Source organism: Buttiauxella sp. S19-1 (assembly GCF_022134725.1).
GTDB lineage: Bacteria > Pseudomonadota > Gammaproteobacteria > Enterobacterales > Enterobacteriaceae > Buttiauxella > Buttiauxella ferragutiae.
On the sequence record NZ_JAHWLU010000092.1, the window covers coordinates 1 to 20,392 of the forward strand.

Here is a 20,392-nt window from a genome sequence, read left to right on the forward strand (position 1 = left end):
GTGTATTAATACACTCGTGGCTGTTGTTTATTAACCGATATACTAACCCACGTAACCATTCGTCTAAAATCGAGCATTTACATCAACACATTACCATCATGCATATGATTTACAAAGACTGTCAATATAACTCAAATGGTTTTTAAATAAACCATTTTGTATAACTCATCACTTATATTTACAGGATATTAAAATCAATTATTACAGTACATTAGAAAATTTATTTGTTGTCTATGCCATGACATTATTCACAAGGTTAAAAACAGCCCTATTCACTACCATCAGAAACATTTTAATTCAACCCTAACCTTATGCTACATTAGTATGAGGAGTAATTCTGGATGTTATTCTTGTTTCAAACGACAGATTTATTTTTTATTTTCACGACATATGAATGATGTAAACTCCAATTCACCATAGCAGTAGCACCAGCGAATGTTGGATCCCATTTTGCGGGTGGGAACCTTGAGGTAACGGATATCGCATTATTCTCAATACATTTTTGAAATATACAGGAAGAACAAATTCCATAGACAAATTTAGACCTAAATTTTGAGTATAATAACTGTCTGACTCACATAATATTTCGAAGTATGTCGATAGTACAGGAAATTAGCTGCCTCACGTCCGGTACCAATGGCATGAATAAAACTGTGCTATAAGCCAGACTGATCCTACCCACGTAATGTGGACACAACCCTAAGCGAGATTCTGGTTTTCAAACTGTTCTGGGATGAGGCCGCCACAGGCACTGTGACGTCGCCACCGATTGTAATCACACTCGATATAATTAAGCACCGTCGTTCGCATTATTTCCCGGCTGATAAAGCGTTCCCCGTGGATACATTCCACCTTCAGCAAATGAAAGAAGCTTTCCACACACGCATTGTCATAACAACAGCCTTTCGCACTCATGCTCCCACGAAGATTATGGTACTTCAGCAGCGCCTGATAATCCGATGAGCAGTATCGCCCGCTGAACAATGCGATCCCGCAATCTGGGGATACCCAATGGTCGCAGTTTGCCGTTGCTTTTCGGGATATAAACCCGTCTGGCTGGCAGGGGCTGGTAGTGACCCGAGAGAAGTTCTTCGCTGAGGCTTTGCAACTCAGCAGACAGTCCGGTCTGTAGCTTTGCTTTGTACACACCATCAACGCCGGGAGTATGTGCCCCCTTTGATGAAAGTGTGATCCGCGCAGCTTCAGCCAGCCATTCTGGTCGTGTGATCAGGCGCAGCATCCGTTCAATCCGTCGGGACGGATCAGTTGCTGCCCATGTGGCAAGCTTGCGTTGCATTTCGCTGATTATCAAAGGTCTTCACCTCATTGGGTCAGTTAATTCATGTCGCAAACACATCTAAATTGCTTCCCTTCGCCATGTGATGGGCTTTCCCCATCGCGGACTACTACGGACGCTCCACCAGTCAGTGCGTCATCGGAGCCATGCCCCCTTAACATCCGTCACTGACCTTCCCCGGTTAACCTGCCTAGACTCAGACATACTGAGGAGGCCGCCCGTCGCACTCTTTATCCTTGCTTGCCGCAAGTTGGCAGAAATCAGCAACGCGAGCGTGATGAGCGCTGCTGTCCCGGTGGTTTGCATACATGTCAAAAACACCTTTGACCGGCAAGTACATACGTATTACCGCCAGCTCCTCCTGCACGGCCTGTCAGATCACATAGGCCACGGTGACGTTTTCAACCCACAGAGGCGGATTAACGGGTACATGTTCTTCAGCCTTTCAGTACTCAACCTTGAGGATCATCTCGGCTTAGTGATCTCGCCTCAATCCCCGTTGTCAGCGGGTTACATCACCCTGCGGACATGCCGCAGGTCACTGCCGCTCAGGTTCTCCACTGTCACACCCGGTGGGATTGTTGGGCTTCTCGTCATGAGTTACCGGTTCAATATTCCAGACAGACTCGTGGTTCATTTGAGCGTCCATGCTCGCCCTGAACTCCGGGCACACGGTATGTGATGTCGCCAGCCCACTTCTGGCTCGGGACACTGGCGTAAAAATCCTGCTTCAGCAGATTTTCAGACACCGGCAGACTGTGCTCACGGTAGCTGACCAGGCTGAACTTCCGGGCCGCTTTTGCGCGAAGCCCCTGACGCCACAGGCTGGCGGCAATGGTTTTGACGTTGTACGCCGGATGCTCATCTGCAAGTCGTGGAACACCATAACGCTGTTTTGCATCCGTGAAAGCCTGACGAACCGCAGAATCGCAGTCCAGACGGAACTGTTGTCGCCAGTTTAGCTGATGATGTCGCAGACGCTAGGTATACCAGCCGCTGCGGGCAACCCGCAGAACCCGACACATGGCATTGATGCTGAACTCAGCCCGATGCTTTTCGATAAAGACATACTTCATTTCAGGCACTTCGCGAAGTATGTCGCGGCCTTTTGGAGAATGGCTAGCTCCTCTGCCTGTTCAGCCAGCTGTCATTTAAGGCGGGCATTTTCGGTAGCCAGTTCGCTTTCACGTTCAGACGACGTCAGTTGCTGCTGTTGCTTACTGCGCCACGCATAGAGTTGGGACTCATACAGCCTGAGTTCACGGGCAGCGACCGCCATACCGATGCGTTCCGCAAGCATCAGGGCTTCATTGCGAAACTCAGGCGTGCTGCTTACGGGGCGGTTGATACTGGTTTTGTCATGAGTCATATATGGACGCCCAGTGTAATGCAAATACTGATTTGATACGGTTCGCTGTCATATATCCGGCGTCACTTATGGGAAGAGGTTTCCTGCGCCATGATGTCATCCGCACCCTGTTTCCTTATCACCTCACCGGTATGTTACTACCAGAACTCACGCCAGGATTTTACAGGGTCGGTCTGCCGTTTTTTCATCAGTGTCTGCAAACTCAATTAAATTGTGGTGGCTTCAGAATAATGGTCAATTAGTTTGTTGAGAAGGCTTTGTTTATATTGAAATTTTCTGTTCCGGTTAATAATCTCCAGATAATGCGTGTCAACTTATTAGCTAATGCAACCGTCGCTTTCATTTTGCCTCTTCGCTCAATAAGATGTTTCATCCATCGTCCCAGTGCATCATCGCGCTTCTGTGACCAGAACATTACTGACCGTGCTCCATGGATAATCAGCGTTCGAAGGTCACGGTTTCCATTTTTAGTCATTGAGGAGAGATTGTTTTTTCCACCCGAACTACGTTGCCTGGGTACAAGACCACACCAGGAAGAGAGTTGCCTGCCATTCGTAAACTGTTCTGCATTCACTTCACTTAAAAATGCAGCCGCTATGAGAGGTCCAACTCCCGGTATTGTCATCAATATTTTGTATTTTGGTAGTTGCTGGCATAAAGCCAAAATGTTGTGTTCCACCAAGCGGATACGCTCATTAAGCAAATGAATGTTTTCCAGTAGCGAAAAAAGTAAGCCGCGTAGTACCGGGGAAATATCCAGCACTGGATCTTCAATAAGTTCAGGCAATCGTTGTGGCAGGATATGAATGCCCGCAGGGAGTTCAATCCCTTGTTCAGCAGCCAGTGCCCGGGCTTGATTTACCACTGCCGTGCGTTGTTCGACCATTAGCTGGCGGGCGCTGCGAAGTGCTTTAATATCCTGTTGACTGACAGTTTTTATCGTCACAAAATGAATACCTGGGCGTAGTGCAGCCTCACAGATCGCCAGTGCGTCATTAGCATCATTTTTTTGATGACGGGTAAAAGCCTTAACATGTTGTGTCGGGATAAGACGAACGAGAAGCCCAATTGACTGGAAAGTTCGTCCCCAGTAATGCGAAGTAGCACAAGCTTCCATTGCAATCAGGGTCTTAACTGGAAACTGGCGGAGGGTATCCAAAAGCTTATTTCTGGGAATTTTTCGATTGGATGCAACAGTTCCATCACTCATCCAGACACATACCTGAAAAACAGATTTGGCCAAATCGATCCCGACAACTTTTATCGAGTTCATGATGTTGTTCCTCTGTGATAAAGACATTCAGCATAAGTGTGGCAGAACTTAGGCTGGGAAGGGGCGTCCATCACATCACCTCTGGTTGAGAGTTTACTCAGTTAGTCGCGTGTCCACTATTCGCGGGTAGGATCATTATTCACATTGCTACAGGTAATTAAAATGTAGCGTTGCCGCTACATTCACTTTTCCTGCCGATACGACCGGAGCAATTTTAATGTAGTTAGCCTGTAATGGAATAAGAAACGTTCCTGTTTCAGCGTTATCCAGTTCCCTGCCCATAATTACAAAAGGAATGTTAACGGGTATAATTCTCCTTTTGTACCAAAATTGAACGCCGACCCCTCTGGCAGCACCCTCTGTTTTCTCAATATTTAAAATCCCCGCTAATGAATTAAATGCATCACCGTTGAGGGTGAGTGATATTAAATGCAGCGTTGAATTGCAGTCCAAGGTTAATGGAATCAATGCCTGGTCATTTGGAAGTGATTTTTTATCGCCAATGGAAGCCAGTTTTGTGGACGGAAGATGGACAATTAGCTGAGGCAGTTGAACATTACATACCGGAGCTGGGAGCGCTGTGGAGATATGCAGGTTAATGATATTATTCAGTTCTTTTGTGTGAAAGTTTAAGAGAGCCTGTTGATGAAACTGCAATACACCGTGTGTTTTGATTTCTCCCACCGTTCTGACCAGCTCAATTTTCAATGTAACATCTTTTGTCTTAAGAGGCTGGTTCTTGTAAACAGGCATCCCGTCATGAAACGGTAATTTTTTTAACGAACGATAGCTGTCATGGTAATTAACACCATAATAAATTCGAACCCCGACCCCCTCAATTGCCGTAGGATAAACACCTCTTCCGCTTTCACTACCCGTGAGCAGCCCGGAGACCAGTAATATGTCTGAGCTATCGGCGCATGAAAGATTGCTATTATTGTGTGTCAGCTCTGAAAGGTTTCTTGTTTCAGAATAAAGAACTGAGCCTGATTTTTGAGTGTTATTTAATCTCAGGGTTGCGTGTAACTGAACATTTAGGATATGGTTTTCATTATTGTCCGCACAGGAAAATGCGGGGGGGGCGATAAAAAAACAAATCAGTAATGATAGAATTATTTTCATGAGTTAGTCGCAATTTAATGTAATAGTATTAAAGTTACCTAAACGACTGGCGTCAGCGATATCATAATTTGCCAGACAGGTTTTTCCATGGTCATAAGTAACGGACAACGTGCCTTTTTCTTTCACACCACTGATATAGGCCTGACCTTCATCGCCAACATAAAACACCCGTTGATTATCTTCAGCAGAACGGGTAACAGCCCCGAAGGGGATTTTCTCGTGGTGGTGAAGCAATGTCACCATCATATTTTCACCAGGATGTGTCTCAAAGGGCACTAATACGATAGCATCCCGTGTCGGAATGACGGATTTAGACACTGAGCTGATATTATTAATTGCTGCACTTTGATTGGTATCGAAGGCCACATCATCTCTGTTGTAGACAGACATATCCGGTTTAATGGCATAGCCAAAATAATCGGTATGAAGTCCTGTTCCCCCTGCTATTTGCGCGCCACTCACTCCTGGCGTACTGATTAACGCCATCGCACCGGTAGAATACTGGCCCAAAGTGACTCCGCCAGAATGAACAATTAAGCCCCCATTGGCTGCCCAGGATGCTTTATCCTGCGTTGTTTCGTGAGCGTAACCTAAATCAGCTTCTCCCTGACTCCCTGTCCAGGCAACATTGACGCTACTCTGGCTATTTTCATTCTGGCTATGATTAAAATTCCCCCCAGTCAGGAAAGAATAAGCTAACTGATCGTATTCTAATGCTTCACCCGACAATTCGGTCTGGAAAGAGGTATTTCCATGTAAATCGCTGGTTGCCATGTTGGTTATTGTCTGTGTGTGAGATGAAAATAACGATAAAGGTATTGATACCGAAAGGGCCACCTGTTTATCATTTTCAAAATCTGAGTCAGCGTCTTCATTTTTATTCGCGCTGAACGATATAGAGACCTGAGCTTTGTTCACCGGGAAGTTTAAACCTGCCTGATAATTGTCCGACTCACTGCCATCGTAGTAAATATTTTTGTTAAGTGATAAATACAGACTCCATGAATCAATCAGAGCTTGATTCACAGAAAGGGTATATTCATATTTTTTCTGTTTATTATCATCGTCAAGGGGCATCGCATCTTCGAGCGTGGCATACTCTTTGGAAGCATACCTTGTACTGGTTTGGATATCTGTTTCAGTGGAGTCAATATGGTGGGAATAATTGATACGGATATTTTTTCCGGAATACATATCATCATCGTTTACTTTCTTCGCCCGGGATAAGGTGACATCTGTTGAAACCGCCCCCAGCATACCGAGGTCGGCACCAAAACCCATATTCTCAGCATAAAAGTGACTATCACTTATTTGCAGGCCATTCAGCAGAGTTAATCCCCAAGGTAAACCATATGAAAGGCTGTACTGTGCGATATTGCTTTGCTGACTTTCGCTATTCCCCTCGAAGAGAATGGAATTATCCGGATAGCGCCATTGTATATCATCATCTCCCGATGTACCGGTGGACTGTTTATCGTGATAGTGACCCGCGGCAAATGCATATTTTAAAGCGCCTTCTCGTTGTAAATTCTGCATCGTGGAGTAGGTTTGTTGCAAGTGAGTCTCCTGACCGTTACTTTCTTTTATGGTGATATCCAGTGTCCCGCCGGAGGAGACAGGAGACAAATTATCAATAGTAAAGGGACCGGGAGTGACATTGATCTGCGTAAGCGTATTACCCTGATCTTTCACTGTCACGGTGGCATTGCTTTTAGCAATGCCGTGGATCACAGGTGCAAAACCATTCTGATTTTCAGGGATCATGCCAGTGTCGGTAATTAACTGAACTCCTTTTATTTTAATGCTGTCAAATGTATCCGCTGGCGTATAAGTATCCCCGGCGGAAAACTCACTTTTTAATGCTGGTATTGTTCGTTCAATATAGGTGCCAATATTGTCGAAATGTTGCTTATTGCCACTGCTTTTTTGCCAAGAAGATAAGCTTCGCAACCTCCAGGCTCCCAGATTAATGCCTGAGACAAGATTCAGATAATTTTCCTGTTCGTCACTCCCGGATGACGATGCATCTGTTTTGGAACCTGAGTATTGATATTCAACCAACAATGCCGAAATCCCTTCATCCCACTCTGAGGGCAATATGTCATCTTCATTTTTTCTTAACATAACAGTCTGCGGGAATGTGATATCAAGAGCCATCTGATTCGGAATCAGGTGCGATGTCGATTCCGGCGCAGCTTGTTGGATAAAAACACAATCCGCAGCGTTACCCTCGGTGAACGTGTAACGTAATGCAGAAATATTTACGCCCATTGCAGTGTAGTCACTACTAGTAAAGCAGGGCTGGAGATCCGAATTTTTGTCTTTTTTTAATAACACCGGCATCAGTCTGTAGCTTTTATCTCCGTTGATAAAAACATGTAAATGACTGACGCCTTCTTTTAGCATTGTGGACTGTACTTCGTCGGTACTTGTTATGTCAGGAGCGCCATCGAAAGAATGTAATAATGCGGGGTCATAGTAATTATTTGCATACGCAAGCTGACAGGTTGCAGCCAGTATAAGGGGTACCGGAAAACAACGCGTTAATCGTGCAAGTGACATAAAAGATAAGCCAACTAATGTATTTCTGTTGAGTAAGACTGAGACGGAATACTGTAGTCATTGATACCACTCCATGATACTGTAATCGTATCCGGACTTTGTGCGGTGAGGCGAAATATTTTTTGTCCAAATGGAGGAACAACCGTGTTATTTGTTTCAATAGAAACCACTGTTTCATTGTTATTTAACATGAGTTTGTTCATAACTACATAAAAAGGTGTGTTGTTAACTGCTGCCACCGATTGTTTACCATCTCGTTTCCATGTCAGATTTTTAATTGCTGCGACAGAAGTGCCCTGCAGGCCCTCCGGACGGTAGAAGACTTTAATTCTGTTGCTGACGGCTAACAGCATTTTGTTATTCAATTCTTTTTCACCATCAGAAACGGCTGGCACGGTTTTGATGTTTAACCATAAAAGGCTTTCTCGGTCTTTAGGCAGACCTGCGCCAAAATAAACCAGCTGGATGAGGTTTTCTGAATTTGGCTCCATCTGGAATAAAGCGGGTGCAATCATAAATGGAATTTTTATACCGGTAAGTAAAGGATTACCTTTGGTATCCATCCACGTCTGAACTAAAAATACCCGAGCATCATCATTTTTCAAAGATAATGTGACATCTGATTTATCACCGTCATAAATCAGACGATTGCTGCCGAGTTTTATACTGGCGTGTCCCGATAACGAGCAGAGTGAAAAAAGGACTAATAGCGTATTGATTATTTTATTCATGAGGGACTCATTAAGAAACACAGTCCACTATCAGAACTGTGTTGGAGATATTAAATTAAAGGTAATTAATGTGGATCTGTGCAGATGCTTTGATCTTACCTGGCTCGGCGGTGCTGTTTGTTTCTTTAACAGGATCTATCTGGAATGTGAAGTTATGTTGATTGTCGCCTCCTCCTGTTTGCGTCGCTGTGCCAGTATTAGGCGCGACTATTGCGTTGTTTTGCGCGCTGATAAATGCGATGCCAACATGTTTTGCATAGCCTTCACCCTGGGTAATACCCAACAGTTCGGGGTCGTTGGCATCAGCCGTACCGATTATTGATGCGCTGACGGTACCAGGCGAACATTCGGTGGCATTGAGTACCAGCAGTGTCGCATTCGAATCTGCACCCTTGCTTTTAACGTAGGCTGCATCGTGCATTTTATCGAATGAAACTGAATTAATAACAACATATTGCGACAGTGCCATCTGACAGGAGTTTTGCGTGATTTTACCAGTGGCTTCAAACGGGAGGTTACTTGGCTCAGCCGCGTGAATAACTGGTGATGCCAAAATCAACAGAGTTATTAACGATAATTTTTTCATTTTACTCATTGTCCTTAACTCATTCAGAGGTAAACGATTTGAAGTTGTCCATTAATACGCACATCACCCGCACTCGGCGCGTCGGTGGTTTTTACCAGTCCAGGCCATGCCGGAACATTTAATGTTCCATCAGTCTTGGCAGTATAAGCTGAACTTGGCGTGCCGGGTATGAGTTCGATTGCACTGGCGCCATTTCCCAGAAACATCAGCAAACCAACGTGAGTAGCCGGAGTGGTTGTGGAACCATTGGCAAGCGCATTTGCATCATCCGCATCTGCAGTACCTAACAATGTCACGGTAAATTGTTGTTCTGCCGCGCAATCAGACAACACCAACGCTGGCATTTCGCCGGATGGAGTAATCATATTTGTTGAATTTGCCGCGGTGCTGATTTCTAGTTTTGAAATATCAGTATCAGCAAAGGTAATCGAAGTCGGGAAGCTTACTGTGCAACCGCTCCCGGTGACTTCGCCTTCAATATTTATGGTTTTCGTCAGACCATCATCAGCACCAAAAGCGATGGAGGATAATCCAGCTGAGGCTAATAAAAGGCTTAACGCTACTGCCTTCCTGATTTTATTTTTATTCATCCTAATTTTCCTTGTGTATAGTATTTTCCGACTTCAACGCTTTTACTTTCGTCAATTATTCAATTCAACTGGGATCGATAAAATAACACGTGCGTCACATGTGTTATTCGTTTTTTTTCTCAAAAAAGGACCACTTTAAATTGTAATAAAACATCACTATTTAGCAGCAATCAGTGTGATCGTTATACATTCAAGCTGATTTTTATCAGCAGCTGGCGCTATCTACCGCTTCGGTAACCCGCCTGCAGGGAGGCATTTTTTAGAGCAACAAAGAGTTACGCCACGTCTTCGTACAGTGCCAATTCCGTATGTTTACCCGATAAATTTATCTGCTGCGCTATCTGGTCCAGCACAGTTGCTCCGGCACAACCTTTTTCTCTAAGTCAGCCTGCAGGCATTTTTCACATATCTCTACCTGATGCTGTGAAATCAATATGTTGTGTACTGCTTGCCATTGCGCAGTTTACGAAACTGCCCATACCTGAAATAACTAATGCTGCAAACACTGCTTTATGTGTGTGTTTCATTGCAATCCCCGAAAGAAATAAATATTATTATGAATAGGTAATACGCAGTTGACCGCTAGCTGACACGTTCCCGGCAGTAACAGCCAGGCTAGCATTTTCTTTTACCGTTCCAACCGTGAATAACATCATTGCAGAACCATCGGAAGCAGTCGTTACTCCTTCAAAACTGGTATCATTAGGCTCCATGACCGACGTATTTTGCTTCCAGAAACCAATGCCCACATTCAGTGCTGGGTTATCTGTGCTCTGGTTGGCTAATGCACCTAGTTGGTCTTGAGATGCTTCACCGATAATCACTGCAGAAATTCCCTTGTGCAATTGACATTGGCTAAATGAAACAGACCTTGTTGCGGCAATACGGCTATCGACGACGTTACCCAAGGGAATAGTGTCTGGAGAATTTTCGGTACAAGGAACCGCATTAAGTGTGCCGGTAAAACTGATATCATAAGTTTCGCTTGTAGCCGCATGGACCATAGCTGTGCTGGCAAAGAACATACCTACAGCAAGTGCAATTGGTTTCTTCATTCGTAACCACATAACAATTTCCTTAACATATTGAATAATGCCCATAGTAAATAAATGGGGTGGAAATCTTATGGCTTCAGGCATAAATATTAAATAAGCGCAGAGTTGATTTGAGTGTACTATTTTGGATAGATTTGCTGATTATTTGAACTGCAAGCGGAAGGACGTGAGTTTTTTAATACAGCGCACATTCTGTACCTACTATTACAGGGGTATGATGGTCTGATCTTGACCTGCTATATCCATTCCAGCATGTATTTACACAGCTATTGCTATCCGATATATGAAATTTCTATAGGCAAATAAATATGAGAGTTAAGGCTACAGCATCTGTTGTAACAAGGGATCAAATCTACTGCTCCGTTGCCAGCTCAACAGCCATTGAAACCGGCAAGCCTGTGCAGGAAATCGAGCAACAGCTTAAACGTAACCGAAAACTGGCAAAGACTGTCGGCCTCGCCAGCAAATCCAGAGCTCCGATTTAAGCAGCCTTTATCTCTGCCCAAATAGATTCACTACATTGTTTTCTTGCTGTTGCTGGTGGTTATTCACCCGCGACTCCCAGATTTCGAGTGCCTTTCGCTTTTCAACCAGGTAATCATAACGATCATAGTGCTTAGAACTTACGTCCTGTAGAGCATGGTTCTGAATGCGGTCACGCAGGTCTTTAGCGATACCCGCTTCCCCCATCAGAGTCTTACAGGTCCGGCGAATATCACGGGCAATAAAAGACGGGCTCAACGCAAAGTGTTCCCGATAATAGATGATGGCTTGGGCGAAGCTGTCTGTGCGGAGATGCTGTTCAGATTTGATGCGCTGCGGGAAGATGTAAGGGCTCTGATTAGGATTCTCAGCTTTCAACTTTTCGAGTATCTCAATGGCTGACTCAGTCAAAGGCACCAGATGATCCCTTTTATTTTTCGACACATCCGCCACTATCAATAACGTCTTCTCTTCCCAGTTAATCGCATCCCAACGGCTTGAAACCAGTTCATGTGGCCGCTGCCCACCCGTGTAGACACATAAATTAAGCAATTGGCTGATTAACAAACCCACTTTTGGCGCTTTGGGGAAATCCCCCATCAATTGCAGCAACTCATCTAATTTCAGCCAGTTTGTACCCGGTTTTTCTGCTGCTGACTGTTTAGGAATAACACTAACCGGGTTCATCAGGAGCCCAAACATAACATTTTGCTGGTGGTTTGCCGGGTCGTTGTCAGCCTTCAGCCCATAATTGAATGCAGCCATCAGGTAAGAGCGAACACGGTTTGCTTCAACCGAGGCACCACGCTTAATAATGGTGGCCAGAATTTGTTTGATATGAGCGGGTGTAACGTCACGCGCTTTCGTCGCTTTAGGTATAAATGGGTAGGTTTCTTTTTCCAGGCGGTACAGGACCTGTTGCCAGGTGCGTTTGCCGTCTTCACGCATTTTGGTGGTGTAACCCAATATGAGTTGCTCAATGCTGCCTTTGAGCTGGTCTTCACGCTGTTGTTGTTCGGCAGTAAAAAGTTGCTCCGCAATTTCAGCTTTGGGAGCTTTCCCCTCTTTAAGGAGACCCGCATGCTCTTTACATTGCTGCCTTGCCTGAGCGAGTGACAATTCCGGAAAGCGGCCAAGTAGAATGAATTGCCGTTTACCTTGCCAAAAGTAACGATAGTAAAATACTCGCTGACCCGATGGCTCGACTTTCACCCCTAATCGCCCTGCACCACGCTCACCACTTTTATCCCATTCATAATAAGCAGTTGCTTTCGGCCTTAAGCCACTAATCATCGAGACAGTTAAATTATCGGCCATAGTCTTTTTCAGTCCTTTGTTCGTTACGTCACCCAGACTGATTCTGGGTGACGTAGTGGGTGACGTAAGGATGATACTGAAGGTAAAAACCCAGAACAACATGAAACAACAACAAGAAAATAAACATCTGTTATTTATGATATTTAATCTATTGTGAAAAAAGATGCAAAATCATGAAACATGATATTCATATGACTCATAATCGCTTGGTCACTGCTTCAAGTCCAGTAGGGGCCACCAAACAAAACAAGGACTTACGCTAAAAACGTGAGTCCTTTGTTATTTCTGGGGATACTCCAGGGATACTTCAAAAAAGTAAACACAATGATTAATGGTTAAATAAAAACCATTTTTCATATTCTTACAGTTACATTTTTAAAAGCTGAACTACCAGTACTGGTGGCCTGAGTCTTTTATAGGTTGGAATTTTTGGCCTCAACTGCTGGCAGACTCGAAAAGATATAATTATTTTGTTTTCTTCCAGGTACGCGGGCTGGTGACGCCGGATAACCCCGTACGGGTAGCGGTCATGGTGTTTACCTCTGTATGTTGATACAGATTACTTTAGTTTCATAAATCGCAACACATAACACAATCATTTCATTTATTGCAACAATAAAAACAAGGCATTGCATGTGCGATGGTACCGCAGGCTCTGTGGATACAATCAGCCTATAAATGATTAAGGTAGCGGGTATATGCGGGGCGTATTTTGGTTAATTAATCAACATTAATAATTACAGATATTTTTTATTTGAGGGGTATTTTTGTTCTTTGAACTCAATCAAATAGGAAATATTAACTATGGCTATTCCTGTATACCTATGGCTAAAGGATGATGGCGGAGCGGATATAAAAGGTTCCGTTGATGTTGCTGAACGAGAGGGAAGCATAGAGGTGGTGGCGTTAGGTCATCAGGTAAGTTTACCAACTGACGATATAACAGGCAAAGTAACAGGCACTCGCGAACATTTCGCGTTTAATTTTGATAAGCAGATAGATTCCTCTACCCCCTATCTTTATAAAGCGCTAACTACGGCCAGACGCTCAAATCAGCCGAATTCAGATTTTACAGAATTGATAATTCTGGAAGAGAAGTCGAATATTTCCGAATATTGCTTGAGAGCGTCAAGGTGGTAACGCTTATGCCGCTTATGTTTGATGTAAAAACCGCTAAGGGAGAGCGGAGTAACCATATCGAGTTTATCGACCTTCGCTATGAAAAAATAACCTGGACTCATAAAGACGGAAATATTATTCACTCTGATAGCTGGAATGAGCGCCGTAGCGCATAAGGAAATTATCATGGTATGGATTTATTCACAAAGCACGGGCGAACTGAGGCACAACGGTGAGCTTGTTGGTACTGGCTATGCCGGTGTCTACACAAACAAAAATAATCCCGATCGCCAGCAAGTCAAAGATATGGGTCCACTTCCGAGAGGCAAATATACAATACAGCCAGATAACGGGAGGATGGGGCCGCTTTCGCTAAAACTTGTCCCGCAATCTACTAATAATATGCAGGGGCGAGCAGGGTTTTATATTCATGGCGATAAAAGCAGGCCAGGGGCGATACTTGGCTTTGCATCCGAAGGGTGCATTGTCATTAACAGAACCGCGCGTCACTCCATTGCCCGCTCCGGTGATAATCAACTTGAGGTAATACGGTGAAAGCCCTCCTGCTGCTAATTGTTTTGCCTATGACCGCCCTTGCATCAATGACCGCATCCGATCTTAATTCAAGAATAGAACATGGTGGTATTACTCAATTTTATTCAACGGTGAGTGACGATGATTGGGATACCATTATTTCAGCGATTGAAAGCGGCAAAGGTGAATGGATCGGGCTTGTTCCACAACTCGCCAGCGGAGCAGATGGCATGTATGGTGAATCTTTGGGAATAGCCCTTGCCTCCGTTATCCCAAATAATCCCGATGCAGTTTTAGATGTTTTGAATGATAAAAAATATCCGCAAATGCTGGGCATAGAAAGGGTTTGCACAATGCCTTTTATCGAGCCGGAGAATGATTTTATTATCCAGTATTACCAAAAGGCGGCGGCGGCACTAAAAACATCGGGCAGTAAAGGCACTAAGTGTCTAAGCGCTCTAAATCAAGAGATGCAGGCTTTTACCCTGGCGATACAAGAATCAAAAGAAACCAAATGAACCAGACCAAACAAGCGTAATTATCAACAAGCCCGCGCTACTGGCGGGCATTCTTCTCGCATAGCATTAATCATTTCTGCGCACACCCTCAGCTATATACCGAAAGTACATACCGGCCTAATCCAGCGCTATTTCTTGCATTACTTTATATAAAAAAGTGTTCACCATCGTTAATTTTTTCAATAAAAACATACTGTTAAGTGATGAACGCAACCCCTTAAAAGTGTTCACTTGTGTTCACCCCTACTGTTCACCTTGATCCCAATAGCGGAGAATGTATTCAGACATTCTCCGCTAATATTAAAATCAGTATCACTGGATAGAACCCTAAAAAAACTACAGCGGCAATATTCAGATATGGTGCTTCTCTACTGATAATTAGTGGGGATCCCCCAGGAGTAGAACCCCCGGCATGCTGTTACAACGTGAATATTCTATCCTGAGTCTGGGCTTTTATTACCAGTAAAGTTTCCAGCTCTGGGTAAATCTGACCAGGGCTTCAACGTAGAAATAATCTCCCCAGCTGGCACACTCATCCACGCCCTTATTGCTCGACAGATGATAAACCGAGTGCTTCAGCAAACCGTTGCCCTTCTCTTCTTTGCCCATCAGGTAGTGCCTGGTCAGCGATGACATAATGCCTTTTGCCCACTCCAGATAACGCTCGCGATCCGGGTCAGTCACCGGCAGATGTTTTACCAGCTCCAGTAAGCCGCAGACAGCAATTGCCGCCGAGGAAGAGTCACGCAGCGCATCAGTGCCCACCAGCGCCAGATCCCAGTGACAGACGTAATCTTCCGGCAGGCGATTCAGGAAGTAGTTCGCCAAGCGCTTTGACAGCGCAATCATCGTCACATCGCCGGTATAGATATAGCTCAGCAGGAAGCCATAAATTCCCCATGCCTGGCCGCGCGACCAGCAGGAATCATCCGCATAGCCCTGCTGGGTATTACCGTAACGCGGTGCGCCGGTTTTCACATCCATATAGTAGGTATGGAAGGTCGAGGCATCTTCCCGAATCAGGTATTTCGCCGCCTGCATGACATGCGCTTTCGCGGCCTCGGCGAAACGCTGATCTCCGGTCTGTTCTGTTGCCCAGTAGAGCAGCGGCAGGTTCATATTGCAGTCGATAATCATCCGCCCGGCTTGTTCAGGATTGCTGAGATCCCCCCAGGCCTGAATGATTTCTGCTTTTTCGTGGAAGCGCTCCAGTAATGCCTCCGCCGCCAGCAGCGAGAAGCCGCGCGCCTCGCGGTTGCCGGTCAATCGCCAGGCTGCCACGCAGGAGAGCGTATACAAAAAGCCTAAATCATGGGTGTTAGTGTCATGACGCCCGGCCATACGCAGGCCAAACGAACGCACATTTTTTTCCGCCAGCGCACGGAAGTTGTCGTCGGCGCTCATCTCCCACGCCAGCCACAGTTGGCCGGTCCAGAAACTGGTGGTCCACTCGACGTTTTCGGTCAGTGGGTAGAAACCATCCACACAAGTTTCAGCCGGAAATTGTTCCCCGAACTCCGTGGCATGACGGCGGATCAGTTCGATGACATGGTGACGGGCGGAGCTTAGCTCATCACGAAAGGCGTCCATATCCACTGGCACCGGAATATTGGCCAGACGTTCCTCAACTATATGATTTAACATATTTAGCTTCCTTCTTTGACAGCGTCAATTATTGTGATGAATGTTATTGCGTTACGTTCAGCGCCTGTGCGCGGCGCCATTTGCTCTGGCAGGCGGATAACGTAAAGGCAGAAATAAGGGTAAAGATCAGCGCCGTTGCACCCATGATGATATACGTATTTCCAAAGCCGATGCGGTCATACAGATATCCCGCCGGGGAGGAGATAACCACGTTGCCAACGTACAGCATGGCCTGATAACCCAGTAAATACATGGTGGCGTTTACGCGTTTATCGAAATGTTCGGCGATATATTTAAAGACAGACACCAGCAGCAGACAGATTTCCAGACCATATAACGGCTTGAGCACGGAAATTAACAGGTTCGAATCACACAGACCGGAAATAATTAAACGTGAACCGACAATTATCCCGACAATTAATAACCCACGCTTGGCGCCAATAAAGTTAACGAACAGCGGGATCACCATATACATCAGGAATTCCATTCCCGACTGCACGGTTCCCAAGTAACCAAATACGGCGTTGCCCCGGTGAATATCGTCGAAGAAAGTGACGAAATAGCGCGAGAACTGCTGCTCGGCGATAAACATCATCCAGGCCACACCGGCAACGTACAGACAGAAAGCCCAGAATTTTCGGCTACGCAGCAAGGCATAAACATCCGCCGGGGCGATTTTCTCTTTCGTCAGCACTTCGCTGGCATGATCAGAACGGGTGTTCACTTTCAGGCTCAGCAGCACAATCAGCATGATCACTGACGCCACACTGCCCATCATAAAGTTGTACGACGGCGAGAGGTTAAACAGCAGGCCGGAGAACGAAGACGCCACTGCCCAGCCCAGAGAACCCCACATCCGGATCTGGCCAAATTCCATACCGTTAAGGCGGCTGAAACGGTCAGAGTAGGATTCGCACGCCGCCACCCCCGCATACCAGGCAAAGCTTAAATAGATCGCCCCGACAATAATGCCCAGCATGGTGTTGGAGAGTAATAATGGTTGGTAGACATAGATAAAGAATGGCGCCATCAGGGCGGACATTGCCACCACGAAATAGAGCAAATATTTGCTCATTCCGATCTTATCGAGAATATAGCCGTAGATCGGTTTGAGAATAACGGAGAACACGCCGTTCACCGCAAATACCGTGCCGATAACCGTACCGCTAAGATTCGCTTTTTGTCCAAGCCAAATGGCTAACAGACCAATACTTGCCGACCAGGTAAAGAAATAGAGGAAAATAAAACTGCTTATTTTGTAATACTCAGCTTTATTTTTCACTGGTTCGTTTTTCATATAACCCTCGATGTGTGTATGTAGAGTAAGATATTTTTTTATAAAAAGAATGACAGCTGACGCTGACTACCAGGCTCGTGGATAAACACCTGGTTATGCTTAATTTCCAGCTGCGGGCTTGCCATATAGCTTTTATGTTGATGTTGACCCGATGCGCTCACTGCGCAGCACAGCCAGCTTTCCCATTGCGGGATTTCGCTCGTCAGCATTGGAATTGAGGAGCACTGCGCACATGCTGCTGTTCGGCGGCGTGACGATGCTGTCAGGCTGGTGCGTAATCACCGGTGATAAATCGACAGTTACGCTACTGCCGTTGTCTGCGGCCAGATAGCAACCACGGGCATGCACCTGGTGCGTTGTTTTCATCACCGCGAATCCGCCTTCTACTGTCTGTAAGGTGCGCGCGCTGTTAATACGATGCAGACGAATATGCCATTCGCCAAATGCCACCTGCCGACTGTCGATCTGCACGTCATGCCAAGGTGACCAGCGAGAGAAAATAAAGTTTTCATCCACACGCCTTCATCGCAGTGACGGCGGCCATGGAAGTAATCGTCACCATCCGCCAGCAACAGCATCGAATCAAAGGCCGCACGTTTAAAACCGAGCAGCACCATAATCGCAAAGTAATTCCAGTTACTGCCCGGCATTTGGACATCGATAATCTGGCTCAGCCACGCGTGCAAGTGCGTTAACTCACCTTCGCTGAATACCGCGGTGAGTTTATCCTGCAACAACGCCAGCCCCAGGCCATAAGCCGCCATCTCTACCAGTCGCTGATCATAAGGCGCGGTTTCGCCCCAGTAGCCTGTACTTTGCGGGTTAGTGCCCAGCTTTATGGCTGTGATGTACTTGTCGCTAAACGGAGTGGTGTCACCGGAAGCCATCAGCGGAAACAGCCCCCACAGTACACGGGAAAGCCCTTCCATCTGGGCAACATCCGTGTCGTAGTCCGCGCAGGTATCACCCAGCGAAAAGCGTGAATCCCCTGCCGGGAACTGTTTATCCAGCGCACCCAACATGTCGTTTAATGCCGCCACCACATCCTGGCGGGAAGACAACATATTTGATTTTTCTTTATTTACCGCAGACATACGATCATCCTGATAATCGACTGCGGAAAAGAATACTGAAACCATACATCACCGGAATGTTAGCCATATCACAGCGATGATAGACAAATAAACCAGCAGTTTGAAAATTTAAAAAAGTGGTTTAAAAAGAGGTATGGAAGGGGAAAAGTTGAGCTTTATTGTACTATGACTGACAAACCAAAATCTGAGCATCTGGAACTGATTACCTTAAAGGACACCCTCGTGTCTTTCAGCCGGCTGTTTGCCAATACCGTGCGGTATCACCACTGGCACCAGTGTCTGGAAATACTCTATGTGGAAGAGGGATTTGGTGTGACGATTGTCGATAACCGCCACTACACCATGCGCCCTGGAAGGTTGTTTTTCTTCCCGCCGTTTACCCTGCACAAAGTGATGGTGGACGCCCAGGCCGAAGCCCTCTATCGGCGCACGATTATTCATCTCGACCACCATGCGGCATCGAAGGCACTGCGTGACTTCCCGCAAACCCGGCAGCGGTTACAAAAACTGGCACAACGCGGTGGTGAGGCATGGGTGGTCGATGTCGCCGACTGTCATAGTCATATCGATTACCTGTTTAGCTGTTACTCGAAACGGGCAAACAACCATCCGTTGAACAGTGAGAACGTCGCCAGCCTGTTGATTAGCCTTTTTGCCATGCTGCCCGGTGACGATAACGGCGCGTCCGGCAACAGCCAGAGCCTCGCAAGCCAGGTGATGTTCTGGCTTGATGAGCACTACAACCAAAAATTCACTCTTGACACACTGGCAGCAGAACTAGGTAAATCACGCAGCTATATCTCGCGTAAATTCCATGCCGAAAGCGGCGAGAAAATTCATGAACACCTGAATACCTTACGCCTGCGCAAAGCTTGCGAAAACCTGCTGCACAGCGAAGATAGCGTGCGTGACATCGGAACAAAAGTGGGGTTTTCCGACGTGACCTACTTTATTAGTGCTTTTAAAAAGGGCATCGGCGAAACGCCTCTCCAGTACCGGAAGAATCACGTCGGGTTGTGTCGCGTTAACGACAGCAAGTCAGCAAAAGTAGCGTTGCCGGTAATTTAGCCAGTCAGCAAATAGAATTGCTCCGCGGGTGACAATCCATCACTTTGTGGATGTTGATATTGCCCTTTGCGCTCATGCTGCCACGGAGGTTGTACCGTTTCAGCAGTGCCTGATAATCTACTGAGCAGTATTGCCCGCCTCTGTCCGAGTGTACGATGACATTTTCCGGGCGCTTTCGCCGCCACAATGCCATCAGTAGAGCGTCGCAGGCCAGTTATTCTGTCATTCGTGGCGACATTGACCAGCCATGACCACCGCCAGATATACAGCCAGCCCTCATCAGTGCGCAAGTACGTGATGTCACCCACCAATTTCTGATTCGGTCCACTGGCGTAAAAGCCCTGCTTCAGCAGGTTCTGCTGACACCGGCAGGCCGTGCTCACGGTAGCTGGCCGGTTGAGCTGGGCGTTTTCAGCACCGAGTTCACTCTCAGGTTCAATGGTCGCCATTTGCTGATGCTGTTTGCTTCGCCAGGCATAGAGCTGGGATTAATACAGGCTGAGTTCACGGGCAACAGCAGCCACACCAATGCGTTCAGCAAGCTTAAGAGCTTCCTGGCGGAACTCAGGCGCATGTTGTTAGCTGGTTGACGCTGTTATTGTCATGTGAGTCATATATGGACGCCCAGTGTTATGCAAATACTGATTTGATACGGTTCGCTGTCATATATCCGGCGTCATTTATGGAAAGAGGTTTCCTGCGCCATGATGTCATCCGCACCCTGTTTCCTTAT

Annotated in this window: 13 protein-coding genes and 6 pseudogenes; 4 read left to right on the forward strand and 15 right to left on the reverse strand. The window is 46.1% G+C overall.

What is annotated here, in order from left to right; translation table 11 throughout:
• Positions 1–699 precede the first annotated feature (699 nt).
• From MES37_RS17825 to MES37_RS17875, 11 genes and pseudogenes are all read right to left on the reverse strand, one after another.
• Positions 700–975 (reverse strand): annotated as a pseudogene (locus MES37_RS17825) (IS3 family transposase); the annotation flags it as partial.
• Positions 962–1,297: pseudogene (locus MES37_RS17830) on the reverse strand (group II intron reverse transcriptase/maturase); the annotation flags it as partial. The pseudogenes MES37_RS17825 and MES37_RS17830, both read right to left, overlap by 14 nt.
• Before the next feature lie 674 nt (positions 1,298–1,971).
• Positions 1,972–2,637 (reverse strand): annotated as a pseudogene (locus MES37_RS17835) (IS3 family transposase); the annotation flags it as partial.
• Between the two features lie 267 nt (positions 2,638–2,904).
• Positions 2,905–3,939, reverse strand: coding sequence for an IS110 family transposase (locus tag MES37_RS17840; RefSeq protein WP_237932203.1), 1,035 nt, complete (start codon positions 3,937–3,939; stop codon positions 2,905–2,907).
• 147 nt (positions 3,940–4,086) lie between these two features.
• Positions 4,087–5,061: a fimbrial protein gene (locus MES37_RS17845; protein ID WP_237932205.1), complete on the reverse strand. Its 975-nt coding sequence runs from the start codon at positions 5,059–5,061 to the stop codon at positions 4,087–4,089.
• A gap of 3 nt (positions 5,062–5,064) precedes the next feature.
• Positions 5,065–7,467 carry a fimbria/pilus outer membrane usher protein gene (locus tag MES37_RS17850; RefSeq protein ID WP_443107533.1) on the reverse strand — a complete coding sequence of 801 codons (2,403 nt, stop codon included), beginning with the start codon at positions 7,465–7,467 and terminating at the stop codon, positions 5,065–5,067.
• A 170-nt stretch (positions 7,468–7,637) separates the two neighbouring features.
• Positions 7,638–8,354 (reverse strand): fimbrial biogenesis chaperone, encoded by a 717-nt coding sequence (locus tag MES37_RS17855; RefSeq protein WP_237932209.1) that lies wholly within the window; start codon positions 8,352–8,354, stop codon positions 7,638–7,640.
• Positions 8,355–8,409: 55 nt separating this feature from the next.
• On the reverse strand, positions 8,410–8,949 hold the full coding sequence (locus tag MES37_RS17860; RefSeq protein WP_237932211.1) for a fimbrial protein: 540 nt from the start codon (positions 8,947–8,949) through the stop codon (positions 8,410–8,412).
• A gap of 14 nt (positions 8,950–8,963) precedes the next feature.
• Positions 8,964–9,530, reverse strand: coding sequence for a hypothetical protein (locus MES37_RS17865; RefSeq protein ID WP_237932213.1), 567 nt, complete (start codon positions 9,528–9,530; stop codon positions 8,964–8,966).
• A 554-nt stretch (positions 9,531–10,084) separates the two neighbouring features.
• A complete protein-coding gene (locus MES37_RS17870; RefSeq protein ID WP_237932215.1) occupies positions 10,085–10,597 on the reverse strand; it encodes a fimbrial protein in 513 nt (170 codons plus the stop codon).
• A gap of 480 nt (positions 10,598–11,077) precedes the next feature.
• Positions 11,078–12,385, reverse strand: coding sequence for a tyrosine-type recombinase/integrase (locus MES37_RS17875; RefSeq protein WP_237932217.1), 1,308 nt, complete (start codon positions 12,383–12,385; stop codon positions 11,078–11,080).
• Positions 12,386–13,189: 804 nt separating this feature from the next.
• Here MES37_RS17875 and tssD point away from each other — a divergent pair.
• From tssD to MES37_RS17890, 3 genes and pseudogenes are all read left to right on the forward strand, one after another.
• Positions 13,190–13,680, forward strand: a pseudogene (gene tssD / locus MES37_RS17880) (type VI secretion system tube protein TssD).
• A 10-nt stretch (positions 13,681–13,690) separates the two neighbouring features.
• Positions 13,691–14,059 carry a tlde1 domain-containing protein gene (locus MES37_RS17885; protein WP_133522708.1) on the forward strand — a complete coding sequence of 123 codons (369 nt, stop codon included), beginning with the start codon at positions 13,691–13,693 and terminating at the stop codon, positions 14,057–14,059.
• Positions 14,056–14,556 carry a hypothetical protein gene (locus MES37_RS17890; RefSeq protein ID WP_133522707.1) on the forward strand — a complete coding sequence of 167 codons (501 nt, stop codon included), beginning with the start codon at positions 14,056–14,058 and terminating at the stop codon, positions 14,554–14,556. Before MES37_RS17885 ends, MES37_RS17890 begins: the two co-directional genes overlap by 4 nt.
• 456 nt (positions 14,557–15,012) lie before the next feature.
• On the opposite strand, the gene MES37_RS17895 is transcribed toward MES37_RS17890, so the two are convergent.
• The 3 genes and pseudogenes from MES37_RS17895 to MES37_RS17905 form a co-directional block, all read right to left on the reverse strand.
• Positions 15,013–16,200, reverse strand: coding sequence for a glycoside hydrolase family 88 protein (locus tag MES37_RS17895; protein WP_064540219.1), 1,188 nt, complete (start codon positions 16,198–16,200; stop codon positions 15,013–15,015).
• A 43-nt stretch (positions 16,201–16,243) separates the two neighbouring features.
• On the reverse strand, positions 16,244–17,497 hold the full coding sequence (locus MES37_RS17900) for an oligosaccharide MFS transporter (protein WP_064540221.1): 1,254 nt from the start codon (positions 17,495–17,497) through the stop codon (positions 16,244–16,246).
• Between the two features lie 38 nt (positions 17,498–17,535).
• A pseudogene (locus MES37_RS17905) lies at positions 17,536–18,591 on the reverse strand (DUF2264 domain-containing protein).
• 165 nt (positions 18,592–18,756) lie between these two features.
• On the opposite strand from MES37_RS17905, the gene MES37_RS17910 reads away from it, so the two are divergent.
• Complete coding sequence (locus MES37_RS17910) at positions 18,757–19,659, forward strand: helix-turn-helix transcriptional regulator (RefSeq protein ID WP_064540223.1); 903 nt, start codon at positions 18,757–18,759, stop codon at positions 19,657–19,659.
• Positions 19,660–19,720: 61 nt separating this feature from the next.
• Here the strand turns inward: MES37_RS17910 and MES37_RS24970 are convergent.
• Positions 19,721–20,067 (reverse strand): annotated as a pseudogene (locus MES37_RS24970) (DDE-type integrase/transposase/recombinase); the annotation flags it as partial.
• Positions 20,068–20,392 lie beyond the last annotated feature (325 nt).